This is a genomic window from Corynebacterium sp. KPL1818, from assembly GCF_000478135.1.
Lineage (GTDB): Bacteria > Actinomycetota > Actinomycetes > Mycobacteriales > Mycobacteriaceae > Corynebacterium > Corynebacterium accolens.
Genome location: NZ_KI515759.1, coordinates 322,157 through 341,287 on the forward strand (window position 1 = coordinate 322,157; position 19,131 = coordinate 341,287).

19 protein-coding genes are annotated in these 19,131 nt (G+C 59.3%); 14 read left to right on the forward strand and 5 right to left on the reverse strand.

Translation table 11 applies throughout. From position 1 onward, the window contains the following. Positions 1–1,083 precede the first annotated feature (1,083 nt). From HMPREF1261_RS07255 to HMPREF1261_RS07280, 6 genes are all read left to right on the forward strand, one after another. Positions 1,084–1,713 (forward strand): C40 family peptidase, encoded by a 630-nt coding sequence (locus HMPREF1261_RS07255; protein WP_005278362.1) that lies wholly within the window; start codon positions 1,084–1,086, stop codon positions 1,711–1,713. 121 nt (positions 1,714–1,834) lie between these two features. After that, positions 1,835–2,878: a C40 family peptidase gene (locus HMPREF1261_RS07260; RefSeq protein WP_023030474.1), complete on the forward strand. Its 1,044-nt coding sequence runs from the start codon at positions 1,835–1,837 to the stop codon at positions 2,876–2,878. Further along, positions 2,879–3,982, forward strand: a complete 1,104-nt coding sequence (locus tag HMPREF1261_RS07265) for a glycosyltransferase family 4 protein (protein WP_023030475.1) — start codon at positions 2,879–2,881, stop codon at positions 3,980–3,982. Positions 3,983–4,020: 38 nt separating this feature from the next. Beyond that, positions 4,021–4,953, forward strand: coding sequence for an ROK family protein (locus HMPREF1261_RS07270; protein ID WP_023030476.1), 933 nt, complete (start codon positions 4,021–4,023; stop codon positions 4,951–4,953). A gap of 23 nt (positions 4,954–4,976) precedes the next feature. After that, entirely contained in the window at positions 4,977–5,717 is a 741-nt protein-coding gene (locus tag HMPREF1261_RS07275) for a 1-acyl-sn-glycerol-3-phosphate acyltransferase (protein ID WP_023030477.1), read from the forward strand. 62 nt (positions 5,718–5,779) lie between these two features. Next, positions 5,780–6,874, forward strand: a complete 1,095-nt coding sequence (locus tag HMPREF1261_RS07280) for an acyltransferase family protein (RefSeq protein WP_023030478.1) — start codon at positions 5,780–5,782, stop codon at positions 6,872–6,874. On the opposite strand, the gene HMPREF1261_RS07285 is transcribed toward HMPREF1261_RS07280, so the two are convergent. Next, on the reverse strand, positions 6,780–7,967 hold the full coding sequence (locus HMPREF1261_RS07285; protein ID WP_023030479.1) for a glycosyltransferase 87 family protein: 1,188 nt from the start codon (positions 7,965–7,967) through the stop codon (positions 6,780–6,782). The two genes, HMPREF1261_RS07280 and HMPREF1261_RS07285, sit on opposite strands and share 95 nt — an antisense overlap. 75 nt (positions 7,968–8,042) lie before the next feature. On the opposite strand from HMPREF1261_RS07285, the gene HMPREF1261_RS07290 reads away from it, so the two are divergent. Next, a complete protein-coding gene (locus HMPREF1261_RS07290; RefSeq protein ID WP_023028997.1) occupies positions 8,043–8,552 on the forward strand; it encodes a polyadenylate-specific 3'-exoribonuclease AS in 510 nt (169 codons plus the stop codon). A 44-nt stretch (positions 8,553–8,596) separates the two neighbouring features. Next, positions 8,597–9,985 (forward strand): class II 3-deoxy-7-phosphoheptulonate synthase, encoded by a 1,389-nt coding sequence (locus HMPREF1261_RS07295; protein ID WP_005283913.1) that lies wholly within the window; start codon positions 8,597–8,599, stop codon positions 9,983–9,985. 8 nt (positions 9,986–9,993) lie between these two features. On the opposite strand, the gene HMPREF1261_RS07300 is transcribed toward HMPREF1261_RS07295, so the two are convergent. Then, positions 9,994–11,349, reverse strand: coding sequence for a protein kinase (locus tag HMPREF1261_RS07300; RefSeq protein ID WP_005278389.1), 1,356 nt, complete (start codon positions 11,347–11,349; stop codon positions 9,994–9,996). Between the two features lie 10 nt (positions 11,350–11,359). On the opposite strand from HMPREF1261_RS07300, the gene HMPREF1261_RS07305 reads away from it, so the two are divergent. Continuing rightward, positions 11,360–11,764: an Rv2175c family DNA-binding protein gene (locus HMPREF1261_RS07305; RefSeq protein WP_005278391.1), complete on the forward strand. Its 405-nt coding sequence runs from the start codon at positions 11,360–11,362 to the stop codon at positions 11,762–11,764. On the opposite strand, the gene HMPREF1261_RS07310 is transcribed toward HMPREF1261_RS07305, so the two are convergent. The 3 genes from HMPREF1261_RS07310 to HMPREF1261_RS07320 are packed head-to-tail and all read right to left on the reverse strand — an operon-like array spanning position 11,733 to position 14,950. After that, complete coding sequence (locus tag HMPREF1261_RS07310; RefSeq protein ID WP_005278393.1) at positions 11,733–13,256, reverse strand: alpha-(1->6)-mannopyranosyltransferase A; 1,524 nt, start codon at positions 13,254–13,256, stop codon at positions 11,733–11,735. The genes HMPREF1261_RS07305 and HMPREF1261_RS07310 overlap by 32 nt on opposite strands. A gap of 8 nt (positions 13,257–13,264) precedes the next feature. Next, positions 13,265–14,344, reverse strand: a complete 1,080-nt coding sequence (locus HMPREF1261_RS07315) for a polyprenyl synthetase family protein (RefSeq protein ID WP_023030480.1) — start codon at positions 14,342–14,344, stop codon at positions 13,265–13,267. 51 nt (positions 14,345–14,395) lie between these two features. Next, positions 14,396–14,950 carry a GNAT family N-acetyltransferase gene (locus tag HMPREF1261_RS07320; protein WP_034658166.1) on the reverse strand — a complete coding sequence of 185 codons (555 nt, stop codon included), beginning with the start codon at positions 14,948–14,950 and terminating at the stop codon, positions 14,396–14,398. Between the two features lie 235 nt (positions 14,951–15,185). On the opposite strand from HMPREF1261_RS07320, the gene HMPREF1261_RS07325 reads away from it, so the two are divergent. The 5 genes from HMPREF1261_RS07325 (at position 15,186) to HMPREF1261_RS07345 (ending at position 19,072) form a co-directional block, all read left to right on the forward strand. Next, a complete protein-coding gene (locus HMPREF1261_RS07325) occupies positions 15,186–15,629 on the forward strand; it encodes an SAV_6107 family HEPN domain-containing protein (RefSeq protein WP_005278401.1) in 444 nt (147 codons plus the stop codon). Between the two features lie 130 nt (positions 15,630–15,759). Next, complete coding sequence (locus HMPREF1261_RS07330; protein WP_023030482.1) at positions 15,760–16,161, forward strand: DUF3040 domain-containing protein; 402 nt, start codon at positions 15,760–15,762, stop codon at positions 16,159–16,161. Positions 16,162–16,601: 440 nt separating this feature from the next. Then, the gene (mraZ, locus tag HMPREF1261_RS07335) at positions 16,602–17,036 is read left to right on the forward strand and encodes a division/cell wall cluster transcriptional repressor MraZ (RefSeq protein WP_034654127.1); all 435 of its coding nucleotides are present in this window, start codon (positions 16,602–16,604) and stop codon (positions 17,034–17,036) included. Between the two features lie 168 nt (positions 17,037–17,204). After that, entirely contained in the window at positions 17,205–18,245 is a 1,041-nt protein-coding gene (gene rsmH / locus HMPREF1261_RS07340) for a 16S rRNA (cytosine(1402)-N(4))-methyltransferase RsmH (protein WP_023030483.1), read from the forward strand. Further along, the gene (locus HMPREF1261_RS07345) at positions 18,242–19,072 is read left to right on the forward strand and encodes a hypothetical protein (RefSeq protein WP_023030484.1); all 831 of its coding nucleotides are present in this window, start codon (positions 18,242–18,244) and stop codon (positions 19,070–19,072) included. Before rsmH ends, HMPREF1261_RS07345 begins: the two co-directional genes overlap by 4 nt. Positions 19,073–19,131 lie beyond the last annotated feature (59 nt).

The window sequence follows — 19,131 nt, forward strand, 5'->3', positions numbered from 1 at the left end:
GGACACAGTTAGCACAGTTCTTAATTGCAGCTTTTCTGCTGTAGTCATCACCACTAGAAGCGTGAGCCTCATCTGGGGCCGTCGTCGCAGCTTTCCACTAATGCTAAAACTCTTCGAGTGTATCGTCTCCAAGAGCAGTCGCAGGATCCACGTTTGTATCGGCTTCGCCATTTCGCCTGGGTTAAATTCAGGGCGCTGTGCTTTGTACAGACATTTGGATTGGGAATCACCCAATCCAACAACGAGAGCGTTCCTCGAGGCGCGAGATATAGGCGTTATTCTCCGCCCTTAGATACAGCAGTGAGGTTTTCGTTCGGGCTAGGCCTTTAAGCAAGCATTGCCGGCCGCTGCAGAGACTAGGCGGACCAAGGCCTTTTTATGGGGACTGACGCCGTACAAGCGGGGGACTGGGCTGGACCAATCCTTACTCGCCCGGTGGGTAGTGGAAGCGGCGTTACCGAACCGGCCCCAGTGCTTGGCAACAAGCCACGGGGTGGCCCCTTGGGGTCAGCGCGCAATTGGCTCGCGGGCTCAGTAGAATTCGGAGGGATAACGCTGGATAGGGCGGCCGGTTTTACGCGATCGGAAGGCGTTAAAGGACGAGGCTGATGGTACGAAAGTGATTGTTACGCATAGTGTGTGTTGAAAGTCACAAATAATAATTTTTGACCTTGTTGAAGCCCTCGTTCGTGGAAGAGCTAACTGCCGGAGGCGGGGTAAGCCTTGGCTATTGTCCCAGTGTAGGGCCCTTAAAAATCAGTAATAGCTTTATTGAATCTTCGATATGCCGGGTTTGTCTCGGCTTGGTCAAAATAAGATAACGAACGTGTAACAAAGCTAGATCCGGGGCAGTGAATGGACATTGATTGTGATGATTTCGTAACCTATTCGAGACATTGAGTTACCGCCCGAAAAGGTGCTCAATACGAAATGAAAATTTATAGCGTCGCATCTGGCTCCTCCTAGTGAGGGGCCGAGTGGAGGAAGGCCTAAAGGAACGGCCCTCCAATGAACACTAGGCCCCAGGGTCAGAGCTTTTCTACAAGGGAAAGTAGACGCGTAGGAAGATTTGGAGTTTTTCTCGTGGCAAAGCACCGTCGTCAGGGCACTGTAAATACCCGTCGTATCGCATCTACTGCAGCTATCGCTGCAACCGCAGCTGTCGCCGCCCCAGGCGTCGCTCAGGCTGCTGAGGTCGTTGTTCCTAATACCGACTACCGTTTCGAGGTTGCCGGTCTGGAAAACGTTCCGAACATTGACCAGGTACCGAACATTGACAAGTACGTCCCGTCCTTGGGTCAGGTTTCCAACCAGGGTGGCGACAACTTCGTTGCCGCTGCTGAGCAGCAGGCTGCTCCGGCACCGTCCACCGTTGGCCAGAAGGCTCTGGAAGCTGCACGCTCCGTCCTTGGCTCGCCGTACGTTTACGGCGCTGCCGGCCCGAGCGCATTCGACTGCTCCGGCCTGACCAGCTGGGCATACTCCCAGGCTGGCGTTCAGATTCCGCGCACCTCCCAGGCTCAGGCCGCTGGCGGTACCCCGGTTTCCTTGGACCAACTGCAGCCTGGTGACATCATTTCCTACTACGGTGGCGCTTCCCACGTCGGTATCTACACCGGCAACGGCACCATCATTGACGCGCTCAACTCCGGCACCCCTGTGCAGGAGCGCGACTTGAACTACATGCCGATCCACAACGCCGTGCGTTTCTAATCGGCAGTGAAATGACATGCCCTTCCCTTTGTAAAAAAGGGGAGGGTTTTGTTGTGCAACAGCGGCCAAAACCCGCTATAGTAAATTCGATTTTTGAAAATTTTGAGTTGAAGGTCTTCTCGTGTCTAAACGTGTGCTCCCAGCCGCTGCACTAACTGCAGTTCTCGCTGTTACTTCTCTTTCTGGCCTGCCGCAAGTTATCGCGCAAGAGGCGGAACCAAACCAGGAATCTGCCACTGAAAATGTTGACGATCTGGTGGATCGCGTCGGTGAGGTCGCCCGCAAGGTCTCTGCTAAGAACGAGGAAGTCAAAGAGCTAGAAGATAAGCTCGCGGCCAAGGAAGAAGAGGTCGCTCAAGCAGAAGAGGACGCCGATCAGGCACAAGAGCGCGTGCGCGACGCGCAGGGCGATGTCTTCACGCAGCAGGGCCGGGTGGACGATCTGGCACAGTCTCGCTACCGGGGAGACTCCCGTTCCGCCGTCTCGGGCGCTTTGGCAGCAGAAGACCCCGCTGACGCCGTAGAGCGCATGGGTTACTTGGGCGCACTCTCGCGTAAGGCGCAGCGCACCCTCGATGCCAAGGCTGATGCCGCCTCGACGGCCGAAGCGATTCAGCAGGAAGCGGCTGAGGCTGCGAAAAAGGTCCGAAAGGAAAAGAAGGACCTCGAAAAGCAGCGCGATGAGCTGGTAAAGCAAAAGGATGCGCTGGAAGAGCAGCAGGCCGATATCGAGGCGCAGGTGGATGCGCTGAGCGATGAGCAGCGTGAAGCCTGGGAGGGACAATTCGGCGGCACGGATAAGCTGGACATCGACTTGGGCGAGATCGCCGATGGTGCTAGCTCTGCGGCTCTGTCCAAGCTGGGCTCGCCCTATGGTTGGGGCTCTGCCGGCCCGAACCAGTTCGACTGCTCTGGCCTGATGTATTGGGCCTACCAGCAGATTGGTAAGACCATTCCGCGTACCTCGCAGGCGCAAATCGCTGGTGGCACGTCCGTGCCGGTTGACCAGCTGCAGCCTGGCGATATCGTGGGCTACTACCCGGGAGTTACCCACGTCGGAATGTACATTGGCAACGGCCAGGTAGTACATGCCTCGACCTATGGCGTGCCGGTTCAGGTCGTGCCGCTGAACTCGATGCCTATTTCGGGGACTGCACGGTTCTAAGTGGCCCGCATACTGCTGGTAACGAATGACTTTCCTCCCAAAGTCGGAGGAATCCAGTCCTACCTGCGGGACTACCTAGATGCGCTCAACCCAGATGATGTCGTAGTATTCGCTTCGACCCAAGAGCGGCCGGAGGACTATGACGCCTCGGTTGCCTACAAGGTCATCCGGTGGCCACATCGCGTGATGCTGCCCACGCCGGCAACCATGCGTCGCATGCAGGAGATTATCCGGCAAGAGGCTATTGAGGTTGTGTGGTTTGGTGCGGCGGCACCGCTGGCGCTGATGGGAAAGGCTGCGCGGCAGGCGGGGGCGCGCCGCGTGGTGGCAACGACGCATGGCCACGAGGTGGGCTGGTCCATGGTTCCGCTGGCCCGGCAGTGCCTGCGGTTGATTGGCAATAACGCCGATGTCATTACCTATATTTCGGACTACACTCAACGGCGCCTGCGTGGAGCGTTTGGCCCGCACCCCGAGTGGGCGCACCTGCCTTCCGGGGTCAGCCTAGATTCGCTTTCTCCCGCAACCCCTGCCCAGCGCGCTGCGGCAAAGGCGGAGTTTGGGGTAAGTGGGCCGACCATCGTCTGTATTTCCAGGTTGGTACCGCGCAAGGGGCAAGACCAATTATTGCGGGCGATGCCGCATGTCAGGGAAGAATTCCCCGATGCGCAGCTAATGTTGATTGGTCGTGGGCGCTACCACGACGTACTGCAAGAATTGGCAGAGATGTACTGCCCCGATGCGGTGATTCAGCCGGCCCCCAGCATCGAAACCGCGCTTCATGCCGCGGATATTTTTGCCATGCCGGCCCGCACCCGGGGCGGCGGCTTGGACGTGGAAGGCCTGGGCATCGTCTATCTGGAAGCACAAGCCTGCGGGTTGCCGGTCGTTGCCGGTGATTCTGGGGGAGCACCGGAGACCATTACGGAGGAGACGGGGATCGTCGTCAAGGGCGCGTCTGTCGACGAGCTCGTGGAGGCCTTAAAGGCGCTTTTGCGCTCGCCAGAAATGCGTGATCGTATGGGGCAGGCGGGGCGCAGGCACGTTGAAAAGCACTGGAGCTGGGAGATCATGGGGCAGCGGCTGAGAAAGCTTATGGCTTGATGTGACCCTGGCCCGGTTGTCGGTATATTCTGATAGCCATGCTTGAAAACAACTCCGCCGATCTCACTATCGGCTTCGATGTCGGTGGCACCAATGTGCGCGGTGGAGTAATCACTCGAGACGGGGAAATCCTTGCGAGTCGCACCATGCCAACGTCGGGGGATCCGCGCCAGCTTGACGATGATCTGGTAGCGATCGTCGAAGAGCTGCGCGCGGACTACCCGGTGGGCGCGGTGGGCCTTGCCGTGGCGGGATTTTTGGACCTAGAGTGCGAAACCGTCCGCTTCGCCCCGCACCTGCCGTGGCGGAATGCGCCCGTCCGGAGAAACCTCGCGGAACGCTTGGGGCTGCATGTCCGGCTGGAGCACGATGCCAACTCCGCTGCTTGGGGAGAATGGCGCTTTGGCGCTGGGCGCGGCGCGAAGGATTGGGTATTTTTTGCCGTTGGCACCGGCATCGGTGCGACCTTAATGACCCATGACACCATCTACCGCGGCGCGTTTGGAACGGCCCCGGAATTTGGCCATATCGTCGTGGTGCCGAATGGCAGGCAGTGCTCGTGCGGCAAGCGAGGGTGCTTAGAGCGCTACGCCTCTGGCACGGCGCTGCCGGATACCGCGCGAGAGCTGCGGCCAGACTATGAGACCACCTTGCCGCCATATCCCACCGGTGAGCAGGTCGCACGCGCGGCCCGTGGGGGAGACCCACTCGGCATTGCTGTAATGGAGAACTTCGGTCAGTGGTTGGGCCAAGGCCTATCCATCGTGGCCGATGTGCTCGATCCGGAGCTCATCGTGATCGGCGGCGGGGTGTCCCAAGACGCGGATATGTACTTGGAGGAAGCCACCGCTGCCATGGGCCGGGATATCGTCGGCGCTGGGCATCGCCCCCTTGCTCGCGTTGCAACCGCGGAATTGGGCTCGGCAGCAGGTATGATTGGCGTAGCTGACTTGGCCCGCCGCGGCCACTAGAACGAGCGAAGGACGAGCTGGAGATGAAAAACAAGTGGTACTGGGCGTTTAAGCATATCTTTTTCGGTCCCACCCTGCGTGTATGGAACCGCCCTTGGTCAGAAGGAATGGAAAAAATCCCTGCTGAGGGCCCCGCGATTTTGGCATCCAACCACCAAGCGGTGATGGATTCCTTCTTCTTCCCCTTGCTGTGCCCGCGCCAAATTACGTTCTTGGCCAAGGCCGAGTACTTCACCACCCCCGGGCTCGTGGGCGGCATGCAGAAGTGGTTCTTTAGCTCCGTCGGGCAGGTCCCCATTGAGCGCGATCATGAATCAGCCAGCCAAGCCATGCTCGAAACCGCGCGGAAGATTGTGGGGCGCGATGATCTCTTTGGCATCTACCCAGAGGGCACACGTTCCCCAGATGGGCGTGTGTACAAGGGTCGTACCGGAATGGGGCGCATCGCGATGGAGACCAATCAGCCGGTTTATCCCATCGCCATGATCAATTCCCGCAAGGCCAACCCGATCGGTTCGTGGATTGTCCGCCCCGCCAAGGTGGGAGTGCGCGTGGGAGACCCCATCTACCCGCACGATTGGGCGCGCGAACACGGCATGGACCCACAGGAGCACGAGACCATCCGTGCTTTTACGGATATGGTTATGAAGACCTTAGCCGAGCTCTCCGGCAATCCCTATGTGGATGTCTATGCGGCTGATGTGAAGGAATCATTAAAGGCCGGCCACGGGTACCCCGCCGGTGCGGAGATTAAAGGGAGGTAATTACAATTCCTCAGGCCCGCTTAGCGTGGCCGGATACCGCAAAAGGAATTTCTATCATCGGCGTGGTGCTCCTACACATCACGCTGAAGGTGCCAGGAGCCGAACAAACGTGGCTTGCAACTCTCAATACCTTTCTTGATCCCCTGCGCCTTCCCCTGTTCTTTCTGGTCTCCGGCTACTTCTCTTATAAAGTCTTTCGTTACAATTTCGCGGAGTTATTCACCCGCCGCCTCTGGTTCTTCCTCATCCCTTATCTGGTGTGGATGTCCGTGGAGCACTTGACCAAACAGCTGGAGTACCAGTGGGTTTTTGGTGACTCTTCTTGGGGCATGACCGACATGGTCTATAACCTCTTGCTCGGCCATACCATGGCGTGGTTTATCCATGCCCTCATTTTGTTCAACTTATTTCTGTGGTGCGTGCGCAAATTGCCTGCGTGGGCGGGCATCGGGCTGAGCTTTACCCCCGTTATTTTTATTGCATGGCAGGAACAGTTTCAGTTTATTAGCAAGGCCATCATGTTCCTGCCCATCTTCGTCGGTGCAGCCTACCTGCGGGAGCCGATTACCCGTTTTGCCGCCGCGGCAGAAGAGGTATTCCACGGCTCGTGGACCGTGCGCAGCGTTGGGGCATATGCCGCCGCCATCGGCACGTACTGTGTTGGCCTGGCATTGCGCCACGCGTGGGACGGCAACGAAGCAGACATTGCTTTTAACTGGCCCCTTTTGGGCGCGGACTTTTTGGAGTGGGGAGATATCAACCTATTAGTGCGCTTCGCGGAACAGGTGCTAGAGGTGCCCGCGGGAATCGTTGGGGCCGTGCTCATTAGCCACATTCCGTGGATTGCAGAAGGCGTGAAGTTCGTCGGCCGGCACACGCTGCCGATTTATCTCTCGCACCCCATCGGCCTGACCGTGGGCTATGGGTACTACATGGCGCATCATGACTATGTCGTCTCTTTGGCTGGGTCGTGGCCGCTGGAAAACACGTGGTTCTGGATCGCCATGTGCTTTATCTTTACGGCCATTTCCTCCCTGGCGCTGTGGGCGCTGGGAAAGGTTCCTATCCTTGGCTGGACGCTGGTTCCGCCGCGGATCGATCGACGCCGCCCCGCCGTAGAGCCAATGGTAGCGAACAAACAACCAACAACACGGTGATGATGACGTAGTCATTGCCAACGATGTGCTGCCACCACGTCCAATCCAACTCCTGGTCCTCGGTATGCGGAACCTGCCAGTGGCCGCGGGCGAAAAGCGCCAGCCAGGTGAGCGCGGCGAGGACCCAGCGGCGGCTGGCCACTAGGTAGATGCCCGCTAATACCAGCCAGGTAAAGTGGTGCGACCACGATACGGGGGAGCACAGCAGCGATACGGAGGCCGCCAGCAGCATGAGCACAACCTGGTTACCGTGAGAAAGGCGCTCCATGGCAAACCAGACGATCGCGATGACGACGATGACGCCAACGAGCCACAAGGTTTCTGCGTTATTGGGGCTTAAGCGGGTAAATAGCCCGCGCAAGGATTGGTTGGCGCTATAGGCTAGGCCGCCGATGCGCTCGGAATCGCGCAGGGTAGAGGTCCAATACTCAATCGAGCTGTGCGGATTGGCGGCAAAGGCGATAAGGCCGGCAGCCACGAAGGAGCCTAGCGTGGTAAAGAAGGCCTTCCACTCGCGGCGGACGAAGAAGACAGCCAAAAAGACCGCCGGGGTGAGCTTGATGGCAATGGCGATGCCGGTCAGGATGCCGCGGGCCTTTTTCACCCACAGCAAATCAATGACCACGAGTGCGGTGAGCAGGATATTGATCTGGCCAAAGCTAAAGGTCTGCGTAATTGGCTCGGCCAGCATGGCGGCAAAAAGCCCCCAGGCCGCCCATTGTTGGCAATTGAGGGTGCGCAATACCAGCGCAATGCAGACCCACAAGGCGAGCACGGAGAGGACCGTGATCACCACGGCGGCAGCGGTGAGGGGGATCCACTGGAGCGGGGCGAAGAGCAGGGCCGCAAACGGTGGGTAGGTAAAAGGGAGAGACACGTTGCGGTCGGTGCCTACGAAATAGTCGCGATTATAAAGGTCGCTGCCGAATCCGGCCCCGCCTTCGCGGTACACATCGAGGTCAATGTGGTAAAAGGCGCGAAAATCACCGGCGAATAAGGCAGGAATATCGATAATCCACCACAGGGCGGCAAGCGCTGACAGGATTAGGGGAAGGGCGGTGGTCCACAGGGATTTATTATCGGTTCGGCTCACCTGCAAAATTTTACAGCGGCGCGATCGTGGGGCCAATTTCCCGCGCCCGTCGCCGCAGCGCTAGGCTTGTACAACGTGCGTTACTTCTATGACACCGAATTTATCGAGGATGGCAAGACCATTGAATTGGTCTCCATCGGCATCGTCGGTGAGAACGGAAGTGAATATTATGCCGTATCCACGGACTTTGACCCGTCCAAGGCCAACTCTTGGGTCAAGGAAAACGTCTTGGCCAAACTACCCAGTCCCCAGGATTCCGCATGGAAGCCGGCGAGCACCATCCGCACGGAAATCCTGGAGTTTTTAACGCGCAGCTCTACGCCCATTGAATTGTGGGCGTGGGTCGGCGCGTATGACCATGTGGTATTGGCGCAGCTGTGGGGCGATATGGCGAGCTTGCCCAAGCGCCTGCCGCGCTATACCCGCGAGCTAAAGCAGCTGTGGGAGTTCGCCGGGCGTCCTAGCTTGCCGGCCGTGCCTAAGGGTAATCATGATGCGCTTGTCGATGCCCGCCATAACCTCGCCAAATTCCGCGCCTGCACCGAGGTCTTGCCCTTGTCCAAGGGTAATAGAATCAATTTCTAGCAGTTAACTACCAAGCGACAGGCATTAAATGGTTAAATGGAAGAGTGAGTTGGACAGTAGATATTCCCCAAAGTGTTCTGCCTGATCTTCCGCCCTTGCCTGAGGGTATCGAGGAGGTCTTCCAGGACGTCATCAAGCGTGACGCAAAGCAGCAGCCCAGTTGGGATCCCACCCAAGCCGATAACGTGCGCAAGATTCTTGAGTCGGTACCGCCCATCGTGGTTGCCCCCGAGATTGAGAAGCTGAAGCGGCAGCTTGCCGATGTCGCACTAGGCAACGCCTTCCTCCTGCAAGGCGGCGATTGCGCCGAGACCTTTGAATCAAATACCGAACCGCATATTCGCGGCAACGTTAAGACCCTGCTGCAGATGGCCGTCGTTTTGACCTATGGCGCGTCTGTTCCAGTGGTGAAGCTGGGGCGCATTGCTGGGCAGTATGCCAAGCCGCGTTCCTCGGATACGGATGCGAATGGCCTATTAAATTACCGCGGGGACATCGTCAATGGCGTGGACCCCACCGATGAGGATCGCCGCCACGATCCTGCCCGCATGATCCGTGCTTACGCTAACTCTTCTGCCGCCATGAACTTGGTGCGCTCGCTGACCTCCTCCGGCACCGCGGATCTCTACCGCCTGCATGAATGGAACCGCGAGTTCGTCCGCAAATCGCGCGCGGGTGCCCGCTACCAGGACTTGGCCCGCGAAATTGAAAATGGCTTGAAGTTCATGAATGCGTGCGGCGTGCAGGATTCCACCCTGCACTCGGCGGATATTTACTGCTCGCACGAGGCGCTGCTCAAGGATTATGAGCGTTCCATGCTGCGCTTGGGCCAAGACGATAATGGCGATACCAAGCTCTATGACCTCTCCGCACACCAGGTGTGGATTGGTGAGCGCACCCGTGGGCTGGATGACTTCCACGTTAATTTCGCCGCGATGATCGGCAACCCGGTGGGCATCAAGCTCGGGCCTGGCGCCACGCCTGAGCAGGCCGTGGAATACGCCGAAAAGCTAGATCCCAACCGCGAGCCCGGCCGCTTGACCATCATCTCCCGCATGGGTCACGACAAGGTTCGCAGCGTCTTGCCCCCCATCATCAAGGCCGTCGAAGATTCTGGGCACACCGTGGTCTGGCAGTCCGACCCCATGCACGGCAATACCTTTACCTCGTCCAACGGGTACAAGACCCGCCACTTCGACAAGATCGTCGACGAGGTGCAAGGCTTCTTCGAGGTACACCGCGATTTGGGCACCCACCCGGGCGGCGTGCACCTCGAGTTCACTGGGGAAGACGTGACGGAATGCTTGGGTGGAGCCGAGGACATCACCGATCTGGACCTGCCGGGCCGCTATGAATCCGCCGTGGATCCGCGCCTGAATACGCAGCAGTCCCTCGAGCTCTCGTTCCTCATCGCGGAGATGCTGCGGAACTAGGGCGCCACCTAGACCCAGAGGGACGGGGTTCCTTCGTAATAGGAGGAACCAAACCACCACCCGCTGATAGCGACCGCGCCGGTTGCCACCGCCACTGCGAGGAGAAAAACCAGCAGTGAGGCGGGATGGCGATTGGTCAGGGGCCGCTCGGCGGGTTCTTCTTCTGCCGCCTGTGCCGGCGGCTGCGCAGCAGACTGCGCTGCTGCTCCCACGCCCGCAGCGGGTGCTGGGTCGGGGACAGGAGCCGGGGCCGGGGACGGTGCTGGAGCAGGTGCCAGCGGCGGCTCGGGGGAATCGTCGACGGGCGCTTGGGGGACATCGAGGCGCGTTTCAAAGTCTGGCTGCGGCGGATCCGGCTCGGGCTCAGGGGGAATGACCTCGGTGGGCCCGCCGTCTAAATGCTCGGTAGCGCCTTGCGGGATGGTCCGCGTGGGCTCAAATACATCCGTAGCGCCGATGCCGGAATAATCCGTCGGCGTTTGTGCGGTGCGCGCGGCGGCCGCATTGCGGGGAACCGGGATGGTCACCGTGGGAAGATCCAATTCCCGGCAAATATCCTCGATGGCATCCAAAAACTCCCCGGCATCGGCAAAGCGCTCGCGGGGATCGCGGGCGGTGGCGGTGGCCACGAGGGCATCGACAAGCTTGGGCACGCCCTCAGCGCGCGTGGATGGGGCGGGAACATCATCGTAGAGGCGCGCGGTGGCGTGCGCGATCGGAGTATCCCCGGAAAATGGCACGGTTCCGGTCAGGAGCTCAAAGAGCACGATGCCGGCCGAATACACGTCGGTAGCGGGGGTTATATCCTCGCCGGTGACCTGTTCCGGTGCCAAGTACGAGACGGTGCCGACGATCATATTTGAGGTGGCTTGCGCATTCGTCGCACGTACCAAGCCGAAATCGCCCAATTTCACCCGGTGATGAGAGGTAATGAGCACGTTATCGGGCTTAATATCGCGGTGGATAAGCCCCGTGGAGTGCACCTCGGTCAAGCCCTGGAGCACGCTGCGCAGCGTCGATAAAGCGGCAGGGACGGTAAGGGGGCCGCCTTCGGCAAGCAGCTCGCGCAAGGTGCCGCCATCGATGAGCTCCATGATGAGGTAAATGGGCTCGCCGTCAGCGGAAAAATCATGAATGGCCACGAGGTTGGGGTGCTGCAACCGCGCCATCGCGCGGGCCTCGCGGGAAAAGCGCTTGATAAAAATCGGGTCATCGTCATAGCGCTCATCCATGACCTTTGCGGCCACTTGGCGGCCCAAGCGCATATCCACGCAGCGATAGACGGTAGACATACCGCCGCGGGCGATGGGGCGATCGATGCGGTAACGGTCTTCCAACACGTCACCAATTTCCAACCTAGTCATACCTCCCAGTATGGCCGATCCCCTAGGTCGCGTTAAAGTAGGTGGCGTGACTAACGCAGAAAACTCCCTGAATTCCTTATTGGCCGGCGAAGAGCTGCTCAGCATGCAGCAGGTGGCAGACAAGCTGGGCCTGCCCATCACCCGCGCCTATGACTTGCTCCAGGACCGCAAATTCATTGTCTGGGACTCGCCCGAAGGCAAGCGCGTGCCGCTGGCATTCTTCAATGACAAGGGGAGCATTGCCAAGCACGTCACGGGCGTTATCACCGTGCTTACCGATGGCGGCTATGACGACGAAGAGATCCTGCGCCACCTATTTACCGCAGATGACTCCCTGCCTGGCCGGCCCATCGACGCCCTGCACGGGCACCTGGCGCGCGAGGTTATTCGGCGGGCGCAGGCGTCTGCTTTTTAACCCAGCGCTTGGGGAGTTGAGGGCCTTTTTGGCTCACGCCATCGAACATCCATTGCGTTGCGGACCAGGACACAACGATGAGGCCAATGACCCAGAACCAGTTATAGAGCTGGTGGTTGCCGTCGCCGGAAAAGCTCAAGCTGATAAATAGCGCTACGCCGGAGGTAAACTTCAGCAGCCACAACGGCGGGCGGAAGGTGCCCATGAGCGTGAAGATGGAGGCGTAGTACCACGGCAGGGTCACCGAGTTGAAGACGAAGGCAACCTGGTAGGCCGCCGCGGTGCCCATAATGGCATCGCGGGCCGTGTGCCGGCTTAGCCACCACACGATGACCAACCCGATGAGCATGCACACCATCGCGATTGTGCGCAGGACGCCCAGGATGGCGTTATAGGATGCCTCCGGGTCAAAAATGTGGACCGCCGGGACGATGATGTCCGCGGCCAATGTCGGGCCCGCCAAGGGGTTAATCACCTTAGAATTGCCGCTGACCTGGGATAGCCAGCCCCATGAGGTGCCGGAGGCCCAGGTGATAAGCGCCACGGACGCGATGATTTCCACGGCAGCGATGAGCCCTGAGCAGACGAAAACCACCGCGGTGCGCGCCGCGGTAGAACCCTTGGGCGCGTAGCGGTGCAGCATCAGCCAGACGATGAAGGGGGCGGCAAAAATCGCGGTAGCCTTCATCGCCACCGCCGTGCCGACTAGCAGCAGCGCGGCGTGGAAGCGCTGGTGCAGCGCGGCCAAAAGCCCCAACGACACCAGGCCGACCATGAGGGATTCATTGTGCATGCCACCGATAAGGTGCAAGATGATGACTGGGTTGGCAACGCCGATCCACAGCGCGACCGCCGGATCCGCGCCGAGCTTTCGGGCGATCCGCGGGACCGTCCACGCAATAAGGACAAAGCCTGATAGCGAAAGCAGCTTATAGATGATGATGCCGACGGTGACATTATCGCCCACGACGGTGGTGACGATTTTGCCAATCCACAGGTGCAGCGGTCCATACGGGGTGGTGGTATTGCGCCAGTCTTGTGAGACCTCGAGCAGGAAGGGCCCGGGGTTGACGGCGGCGCCCTCGGTATAGGGGTCGAATCCATCGCGGACCATGGCGCCCTGCATGAGGTAGGAATACACGTCCCTGGAAGCCATAGGGCCGGCGAATAGCAGTGGGGTGACCCATGCGATAAGGATGCGTTGTAACTCGCGTACCCCTCCCTCCGGGCGCGGGTGTTTAAGCTGCTTGCGAATAATCATGCGCCCGGCAAGCACCCAGGCGGCGGCGAGGAGGAAAATGCCCACCCAATACAGCACCAACCCGAGGTTGCGCCCGTGACCATACGATAAGAATCCGATATTGAGCGCTTCGAGCACGCCGCCGCGGTTGCGGGTTGAGCCGCCAGAAAAAGACGAGAAAAGGAGCACGCACGAGGCCACGAGGCCCAGCGGGAGTGCGCGGGGGACTGGCAAGGAGTAGGTTTTGGCCACGGTGATACCTACTTTTGGCGCGTCGTCGCCTGAATGGCTAGGTGTTCTAGCGTTTCGGTGATCTGCGGATCCACATTCGCCGCACGCAGATGGGCCAACCCGGATTCCGTCAACGCGGTAATGCGGCGCTCAATCTCATCAGGGGCGCCGGAATCCGCAATGATTTGGGACAGGCGCAGCAAGTCCTGCGTATCGGAGGTGCGGCCGATGAATTTCCGCAGAGTAGCGGCGGCGCTGGGGTCGCGTTCATCGGCGCGCTGTAGCGCTAAGGCAAGAAGCTCCGTGCGCTTGCCCTCTCGCAGATCGTCGCCGGCGGGCTTGCCCGTAATTTCGGGATCCCCAAAGACCCCCAGTTGGTCATCGCGGAGCTGATACGCGATGCCGATATCGTGCCCATAGCCGCGGAAAGCCGAGATTAGTTCATCGCTTGCCCCCGCGATGGCAGCGCCCAAATGCAGGGGCCGTTCGATGGTATAGGCGGCGGTTTTATAGCGGTTGACGGAATTGCTCAGCGCCACCGATTCCGAACCGGCTGCCTCGAGGGAAATATCGAGCAATTGGCCGCCCAAGACCTCGGTGCGCATTCCCCGCCAGGGATCGCGCGCACGCTGCAAAGCCTCCGAGCTGAGCCCAGAATCCTGAAACATATCCTCGGCGTAGACCAGCGCAAAATCGCCCACCAAGATGGCCACGGACGTGCCAAAGAATTCCGGATCCCCTAAGAAATCGGATTCCCGGTGAAGGCGCTCTGCTTCCCGATGCACCGTCGGTTTCCCACGCCTCGTATTCGACGCGTCAATGATGTCATCGTGGATAAGCGCGCAGGCTTGGATGAACTCCAGCGAGGATGCCGCGCGCAGCATCGCCTCTGGGGATTCCGAACCACGGCCGGCGGCGAGGTAGCCCGCCCACGCATACATGGGGCGCACCCTTTTCCCGCCATCGAGGACGAATGATTCCAAAAAGCTCATAGCGGTACTGACCGGGGCGCCGATTTCTGCCACGTGATCCCGGCGCTGGTCCAAGAAGATGGCCAGTTTTTCGCGCACCGCGCCGGGGATATCCGCAAGCTCAGGAATATTCGTCATAGTCACACCTCCACACGATACCGCCTTGGGCCGAGAAGAAATAACACAGGTTTATAGCGGCAGGACCACTCCCAAAATGGCAAAGGGTCGGGGATCCGCGGGGTAGCGATGGTGGCGCACGACATCAAAGAAGCCCACAGACCGGTAGAGGCGAAAAGCCCCGTTGGCTTCCTGTGGTGCTTCCGGCGTTGACAATAAGGCAAATCGGGCAGGGATATTCCATAAGAGCCCTTCGAGTAGCTGCTTACCTAAACCGTGGCCTTGAAAAGACGGCAGCACGTGCACTTCAGCCACCTCAAAATAGCTGCGCAGCATGCCCCATTCGGACTCAGTTGGCCCGCCGTTGCGGCGCAGGGCGCGGCGCAGCTCGGAATCCCACCAAGTATCTGGTGAGCCCAAAAATCCATAGGCCACTCCCACGACGCCGTTGTCATGCGCAGCAATAAGCGCTGTAAACCCGGGCCGCATGGAATCCGCCCGCCAATTGTCCACGCTGCGCGAAAACGTGACCGGGTCATATCCCATGGCCTCGATGTAGATCTCCACGAGTTGGGGAGCCAGCATAGAGAACTCTTGCGGGGTTAAGCGGCGGATTTCGAAACTCACGGTATCTATCACACCAGATACGCATGTCCACCGGCGGACAAGGGTGGGGGCGGGGTTATTCCATCGAGCCCTAAGGGATTTCGAACTGTGTTCGATTTGTAGGCAGTTATGACTGGTAAAACTCTTGAGTAATTCGAACAGGTGAACTAGACTAGGGGGTGGATGTCCGGTTGGCTGCTTAAAGTGAGCGGCAATCGAACACGGTTAGTTATTAGCGCAGTACAGGAGAAAAACAATGGCACAGATTATTTCGGCAACGCAGTCCCGCTCTACCGGTCGCTTTGCTGGCAAGCAGGGCGCGAAGCGGGCCCACTTTCTTTTCCAGGCTCGCGAGCTTCTGGATCGGGCGAGGGGATATGCGGCGGATGGTCGCTTTGACCAGGCGCTGGAGGTGGCTTATCAGTCCGCATTGCGTACGGCGGGTGCGCGAGTAGCTGTATCGGTGGTCTCTCGCCGCCGGCGTCTGCCAACGAGCGCGTGGGACCGCTTGGCTTTGGTGGGGGCCGAGGAAAAGCAGTGGGCCGAGGCTTTTAAGTCCTACTCTCGTACCCGTGCCCGGGTGGCGTCTGGCTTGGATGCAACGCCGGATGAGGAATATGTCTACGGGTTAATGCAGCAGGCGGCGCAATTTTTAGATGAGAGTGAAGCCGAGACGATTCTGGGATCCTTTGCGGCATAGCAGCAGCATAGCGGCGCCATAATCACTGTTGAGGGGAATAACTACCTTTTGGGGAACATACTGGTTACTCTGGACGTTAGTATTGGTAGAAGATATATCGGCCGAAGCCCAGTCCCTAGTTGGAGGAATAGTGTCTCTTTCTGAGCAGGAGCAACGCACGCTCCGTGAAATAGAGGAATCGTTATTAGCGGACGATCCTAAATTTGGCGCTTCTGTGTCTGAATCTACCTCGATCGGCGGTTCCGGCGGCGCAGTTACGCTGCGTGGGATTGCGCTCATCGTGGTTGGTCTGTGCATGCTTGTTGGCGGCGTGGCCTTGGCGCAGCAAAGCTTGTGGTTTATTGCGTTGTCCATCGCCGGGTTCTTAGTCATGTTCGCTTCCGGCGTGTGGATGCTCCGGGGCGATCGGCCTGCTGGTGGCGGAAAGAAAAAGTCCACCAATGGGCGGTCAAAGAAGGCAGCCTCGTCTCGTAATAGTGGGGTAGGCAGCAAGCTGGAAGAAAACTTCCGTCGGCGCTTTGAAGAAAGCTAGCCGCGAACTTTCCATTTCCCCAGTCACCAGGAAGGGTGGCTGGGGATTTTTTACGCCTTACCAAAATTCCCCACTTTGCCCCACCTTCTGACCAAAACCGCGGCGCGGTGGGGGATTGTGGGTGGTAGAGGACAGTAGCAGGTCCAATATGCAGGCATTGCGCTGTAAGTGATGTATGAGGTGGGGCGATCTTGATGTTGTAAGTGGGGCTAAAGGGGTGGATTTTCGGGGTTGTCAAGGTGGGGCGCGGGATTTCTTCCCACCGGAAAAACACCCTTTTAACTGCGCATACTTTTTGTGTTGCTGAGAATATGGCGATTTAAGTGGGGCATGTGGGGGAGAGTGGGGTAGAGTGGGGCGCAGCGGAGGAATGGGGTTGAAAAACTCTCTTCTGACGTGAGGGAATCCGGAGTTGTCGAGTGAGGAAGGTGGACGCCGGGATGTTTCTCGGAACCTACACTCCGAAACTTGATGACAAAGGGCGCTTAACGCTTCCTGCAAAATTTCGCGACGAGCTCGCCGGTGGCCTGATGGTTACCAAGGGGCAGGACCATTCTTTGGCCGTGTACCCGCGCGAAGAGTTCGCCGAACGCGCACGGAAGGCTGCGGCGGTTTCTCGAACCAATCCGGAAGCGCGCGCTTTCATTCGTAACTTGGCTGCAAGTGCGGACGAACAGCGGCCCGACGGGCATGGTCGCATCACCTTGTCCGCAGGCCACCGTGAGTACGCGGGTTTGTCCAAAGAGTGCGTGGTGGTTGGCTCGGTAGATTTCCTCGAAATTTGGGATGCAGCCGCGTGGGCTGAGTATCAATCGCAAACTGAAGATGCTTATTCGGCAGCAGATGCCGATGACGTACTTGCGGGCTTGCTGTAAGCGCCCGCATCTCGAGTGCGTGTAAGGACTCTGTCCGAGGCGGATGATTCTGGTGTACTTCCCCGATATCAGAAACCTGCCTCGGACAGGGCCCTATATGCACTCGTCGTGCTTTCCACGATAGGAAGTCCTGCACAGCGGAAATCAGAAAGGGGGACGCGGGGAGACATGGCTACAACTAACCTTAATTACGATGTGGCGGATAACCACGGCCATGTGCCGGTCATGCGCGAGCGCATGGCGGAGCTCCTGCGCCCCGGGGTAGAGGCTGCGGGCTCGCAGGCTGTGCTTGTCGATGCCACCTTAGGTGCCGGCGGCCACAGCGAGTACTTCCTCCAGACCTTTCCGCAGGCACGCGTTATCGGTGTGGACCGCGATGAGCAGGCATTGCAGAATGCTTCGGCGAGGCTAGAGCCCTTCAGCCCGCGTTTTTGCGCGGTCAATGCACGCTTCGATGAGCTGGGTACCGCGATTGCCCAGGGCGAGGGCGATATCTTTGATGCTGCCCGCGCCCACGGTATTGCGGGAGCCCTCTTCGATTTGGGCGTTTCTTCCATGCAGCTGGATCAGGCAGAGCGCGGCTTTGCCTATAAGACGGACGCACCGCTGGATATGCGGATGGATCCGAGCCATGGACTTACCGCCGCTGATGTGCTCAATACGTATTCGCACGGGGACTTGGCGCGGATTCTCAAGACCTATGGTGACGAGCGTTTCGCGGGAAAGATTGCCTCCGCCGTGCTCAAGGAGCGCGAGAAGGAACCGTTTAGCACCTCGGGCCGCTTGGTTGAGCTTTTATACTCGACCATCCCGGCGGCAACGCGCCGCACGGGTGGGCACCCGGCAAAGCGTACGTTCCAGGCGCTGCGGGTAGAGGTCAACCGCGAGTTGGAGGCCATTGAAAATGTGCTTCCCGTCATCACCAGTGCGCTATCTATTGGGGCGCGCGCGGTCTTTATGAGCTACCAGTCCTTGGAAGACCGCCTCGTAAAGGCAGCATTCAAGGAGTTATCTACGTCCACCACGCCTGCCGGTCTACCGATGGATTTGCCGGGCACCGCACCGGAATTCGCCACGGTAACCCGTGGGGCCGAAAAGGCATCCGCGGCGGAGGTAGAAGAAAATTCCCGCGCCGCGTCGGTGCGCGTGCGCGCCCTTGAACGGCTTGAAGGCACGCCAGAATTTTTACCACCGGGAGGCAAGAAATGAGCACCATCCCACGCCGAAACCAGCACTTGACGGACAGCCGCGACAGAGAGGCCACTCGCAGCATGGGCGCCAGCCGAGACTTCACCACCGGAATCGACACTGGAGCGCCTACCGCTGTGCGCGAGCGCACCGCCACTAGGGCTACCGGGAAAACGGTGCGGCGGACGGCTCCTAGCCGTACCCGGGTGCCGCACCGCGGGGCGAAGCGGCTTGGCTCGAAGCAGGTCGTCAGCTTCCGCGGCCGGCGGGTGCAACAGCAGACGAAGCAGAATAATGCTTTTACCCGCGTTGCAGTCTTGGCCGTTACCTTGGTCATCGGCGGGGTAGCGCTGGCCATGTGGCTATCTGGTTTGTCCACCTCGCAGACGTTTAAAATTCAGCAGCTGACGGTGCAGGAATCGCAGTTGGATAACCAGATCGAGTCGCTCAACCGAGACGCAGAAAACTTAAGCTCCTCGGCGGATATTGCCCGCCGCGCGGATGAATTGGGCATGGCCGTGCCCAAGCAACCCGGCGTGACTGAGGTCGGCGGGGATGGCGAGATCATCGCCAAGCGCGAAGGCACCCCGGATACGGAAAAGCTTATCGATGTCAACGGTGAACCCATCCGCCCAGGCCAAGCCTCTAGCGACCCGAAGGATACGGAGGGAATGTCTGATTCCCTGAACGCCGTGCCGCGCGGGCAGCAGCAACATGCCCGCGGCAACGATGCGGACGAGAACCGGGATGAGCAACGCGGCGGCGATGACGCCGATAATCGCGATAGCGCAGACGATAATCGCCCCAACCTTCCCGCCCGCGCGCCGTACACCAGCCAGGCTGATTAAACGGACAGAATAAGTGGTGAAATTCTCTGTGCTCGCGCGTGGTAGCGCGGGCATTGCCC

Excerpts from the sequence above, each read along its gene's own strand:
- HMPREF1261_RS07270 (WP_023030476.1), top strand. The coding sequence starts at position 4,021 with ATGCTTGAAAACAACTCCGCCGATCTCACTATCGGCTTCGATGTCGGT.
- HMPREF1261_RS07275 (WP_023030477.1), top strand. The coding sequence starts at position 4,977 with ATGAAAAACAAGTGGTACTGGGCGTTTAAGCATATCTTTTTCGGTCCC.
- HMPREF1261_RS07300 (WP_005278389.1), bottom strand. The coding sequence starts at position 11,349 with ATGACTAGGTTGGAAATTGGTGACGTGTTGGAAGACCGTTACCGCATC.
- HMPREF1261_RS07305 (WP_005278391.1), top strand. The coding sequence starts at position 11,360 with ATGGCCGATCCCCTAGGTCGCGTTAAAGTAGGTGGCGTGACTAACGCA.
- HMPREF1261_RS07315 (WP_023030480.1), bottom strand. The coding sequence starts at position 14,344 with ATGACGAATATTCCTGAGCTTGCGGATATCCCCGGCGCGGTGCGCGAA.
- HMPREF1261_RS07325 (WP_005278401.1), top strand. The coding sequence starts at position 15,186 with ATGGCACAGATTATTTCGGCAACGCAGTCCCGCTCTACCGGTCGCTTT.
- mraZ (WP_034654127.1), top strand. The coding sequence starts at position 16,602 with ATGTTTCTCGGAACCTACACTCCGAAACTTGATGACAAAGGGCGCTTA.
- rsmH (WP_023030483.1), top strand. The coding sequence starts at position 17,205 with ATGGCTACAACTAACCTTAATTACGATGTGGCGGATAACCACGGCCAT.
- HMPREF1261_RS07345 (WP_023030484.1), top strand. The coding sequence starts at position 18,242 with ATGAGCACCATCCCACGCCGAAACCAGCACTTGACGGACAGCCGCGAC.